Origin of the sequence: Marinimicrobium sp. UBA4509, from assembly GCF_002388575.1 — a bacterium.
GTDB classification, from domain to species: domain Bacteria; phylum Pseudomonadota; class Gammaproteobacteria; order Pseudomonadales; family Cellvibrionaceae; genus Marinimicrobium; species Marinimicrobium koreense.
Map to the genome: position 1 here is coordinate 20,127 of NZ_DGMV01000073.1, position 3,554 is coordinate 23,680.

Here is a 3,554-nt window from a genome sequence, read left to right on the forward strand (position 1 = left end):
CGGTTTGGAAGCTTTCGGGTGGGATCGACACGGCGCAAGGCTTCACCGGCATCAATCACTTCATCAAGCACATCCGCCGTCCGGTCATCCCCGGTAAGGAAATAGTGGAACCGTCGATAGGCGGCGGTACTGATCCGCAGTTGCTTGGCGCTACAGCCCCAGTGTTGAACGTTGTGTCGAGTGCCCAGCCCCCGGAATCGTCCGAGGTGATAGATGTCGACATCCCGGGTATGCCGGGTCATCGCTTCGGCCAACCGAAAGGTGTTGGGATCGCCGCTACGCAGGAAGGAGTACCAGAGCCACAGGTCCGGCGAGAGCTCGGAGTTGTCCCAGGCGTACCCGCCAATGTCGTAGCGCCAGACATGGCGGTCCACATCGTAGGTGTGCATCACATCGCCGTAATCCCAGAAACCGTACCAGTGGTGCTGATCCACCTGTCGGCAGTAATGCTCGACCTGCCAGGCCAACCGATCTTCGATCTGTTTTTTGCGGGTCGAGGAACGATCCGGCAGGCTCCAGAGAGCACCAAAGACACCGGATTTCAAATAGTCCTCGGGGGCGGCAACCACCTGCGCGGCCTTGCTGATTTCCTTTGCCCAGTTCACCGTCTCCGTGCGCGAGGGCGTCGCGGAGAGCACACACAGAACAAAGTCCGTGGTCCGCGCTACGCCGTAGGCGGTATCAAAGCCGGGTTCATAATCCTCGTAAGTGATTTTCAGCGCATCCAACTGCTGCTCGTAGGTCTCCTGCCCCATGCCATCGTGATAGAAGCGCACGTCCATCGGTGGCGCCTCGGGCGACCAGAACCAGAGCGTGGCTTCCGATACGTCGCGCCCGGCGTTGCGAATATCCACCTGAACCGGGTGCAGTTGCCAGAAGTCCCGCATCCCGAACAGTACGCCCCCGGAGGCCCCACCCACATAGGCCACACCGCTGGCGCGGCGGCCCTGATCGGCGTTAATCCAGGCGTGGCCGCTCTGGGTGCGCTTTTTGATGGTGAAGCCGTTGGCATTCAGTTGCGACAGCGTAAAATCATTCCACACCGGCACATAGTGCAGCAGGCCGGTTACCCTCGGGTTCCATTCGCTCAAGGGCGGCGTTTTGCGACCGGCAAGCTGTGCCTCCCGCACGGCTTTGCCCGGGTCCTGACGAAGCCCGGTAATGCCTTTGGGTGACTCGGCCCAGAGGCCGTCATTCTCACCCACAAAGCGCACATGGCGATCATACAGTTCGTCGCGCTGGAGCACGTCAAAGCGTAAACCCAGACCGCGAATAAAATCTTTCTGGTCATCCAGGTCATAGATGAAGGTATGACTGATTCGAAGGGACTCGGCGCCGCTGTAAAAGTAGAGTCGGACCGTGAAGGGCAACCACTCTTTTCCGGACTCCGCCTTGTGCTTGCCCTCGATTTTGACAACGGCACGCACCGGGCCTTCCTGCTCGATGGTGACCCGATCCGTTCGGGATTGGAAGGTCTCCACCCGGGAGACGGGCTCACTCGGGTCTACCTGATCCTGAACGAGGCCCACCAGACGAGCGTTCCGGGCGACCAGCGTATCACCGCGAGTCATTGAGCGAATCAGGTAATCCCCCGAGGTGGGTACCGATACCTTGACCCGACCGGTGTCGATCTCAATGGTGCCCGCTCCGGATGTCACGCGAACGGGCCGTTCCGGCGCGGCGTTACGACCTTTGGTGACCTGGAACTGCTTTCCGAGCGTGACGCCCGCCGGCACGGCGTGGGCCGTCCACTTGATACTGCCATCCGGCCAGTAAGCGGTAGGCCAACTCTGCAGGGGCACCCGGCGCCCATCTTTCGTGTTCAGACAGAGTGAGTCGTCGACGGAGAGTTCACCCTCGGCCCAGGGCTGACCCCAGGTGGTACCGGCCTTGGCCGCCGGTTCGTCTCCTTCAAGCCAACTTAAATGACCCGCCTGGTGCGTCGGCACCAGGGAGGAACCGGAGGTGGCACAACCGCTGGACAGGGCTTGCAAAGTCAGGGGGAGAGAGGCGGCCACACCACCTCTCTTAAGAAACTCTCGTCGATTCATTGCAGGAGCACTCTAACGTTGATCTGCGTTCGTCTTATCGTTGTCAGGCCGCACAGGCCCCACCCTCTCATCCACGAAACGTTATCACAACCGACGATTATTGACAATATTTGATTTATAATGACTTTTTGTGATTCCTGGGCTACCCTTTTGCCCCCAATGATGATGCCAGACTCAGGGTTTAACCATGTCCTACCGCAACAATCATTACACCCACATTCATGACACCTGGGACGACGCGCTTGCCAACCGGCTCTCGCCGCTGGAGGCACTGGTGTATCGCTCAAACCGGCTTGGCGAGGATCACCGGATCACCCCGACCGGCGGCGGCAGCACCTCGCTGAAGGTTATTGAAAAAGACCCGGTCAGCGGTCAGCCCGTGGAGGTCATATGGATCAAAAGCGCCGGGACGGACCTGAAAACCTCCCGCAGAAGTCAGTTCTCTCCTCTGTACCAAGAGAGGCTGATGGCCTTGAGGCACCACTATCAACGGTTACGCCGCGCAAACACTCGGCCCACGACCAGCGAGCCCTTCAAGGCCGCCACATTCAACCGGGCCGCGCCGGCCCCTTCCGTGGACACGCCGCTACACGCATTGATGCCCTACGCCCACGTCAACCACATTCATCCCTGTGCGGCGATTGCCGTGGGGGCCTGTAAAAACTCCAGGGCGCTGACGCAACGCATCTGGGGTCACACTATGCTCTGGGTACCCCAGGCACGCCCGGGCTTCGAGCAGGGCATCCCTTTGCAAGCGGCCTGGAATCGTAACCCCGACGCGAAAGGTGCCCTATTGGCGGGTAACGGCATCGCCACCTGGTCCGATGACAACAGACTCTGCTACCGACAGACGCTGGACATCATTGAGGCGGCATCCCGCTATATCGCCGCACGGGACAAGGGCGATAAAACCTTCGGGGGTCCGCGCCATAGTGACCTGAGGGCACCGACGCGACAGAATGTCCTGAAGCGAATTCTGCCGTTTATGATCGATCTGGTATCCGATGGAAACCCGGTGGTCGGGACCGTCGAGTCGGGGGCTGACGTGATGCGTTTCGTCAACTCGGTCGATGCTCCCCGCCTGGCAGCCAAAGGCGTCGCCTGCCTGCATCACCTCAGACACACCAAACTGAAACCGCTGTACATTCCCTGGAACCCTGAAGGCGATACCCTGGAGACACTTAAGCAGAAGCTCGAACAGGGCGTTGCGCGCTACCGGGACACGCGTCGCGGCCGCGCCGGTTCCAGCACCCAAGGCGAAGTGCCCGCGGTCTGCCTGATACCCGGTGTTGGATTGATTGCCTTGGGTCAAAGCAAAAAGGGCTCTCGCCTGACGGCGGAAGCCTATCAAAATGCCATTGAGGTCATGCGCTGTGCCGAGGCTATCGACACCTATGTGGGCTTATCAACGCAGGAAGCCCAACTGCTGGACAGCCTCTGAAGCGACACGGCTCATCGATCCGCTTGAGCACGAAACTAATGCAACACAAAAAAGGGCCAGAC

Annotated in this window: 2 protein-coding genes; one reads left to right on the top strand and one right to left on the bottom strand. The window is 59.9% G+C overall.

Annotated features, from left to right (window positions below):
• On the bottom strand, nt 1-2,018 hold a 2,018-nt coding region (locus B3520_RS13885; RefSeq protein WP_286876316.1), incomplete at its 3' end, for a Tat pathway signal sequence domain protein.
• A 220-nt stretch (nt 2,019-2,238) separates the two neighbouring features.
• On the opposite strand from B3520_RS13885, the gene B3520_RS13890 reads away from it, so the two are divergent.
• A complete protein-coding gene (locus tag B3520_RS13890; RefSeq protein ID WP_286806901.1) occupies nt 2,239-3,492 on the top strand; it encodes a class II aldolase/adducin family protein in 1,254 nt (417 codons plus the stop codon).
• Nucleotides 3,493-3,554 lie beyond the last annotated feature (62 nt).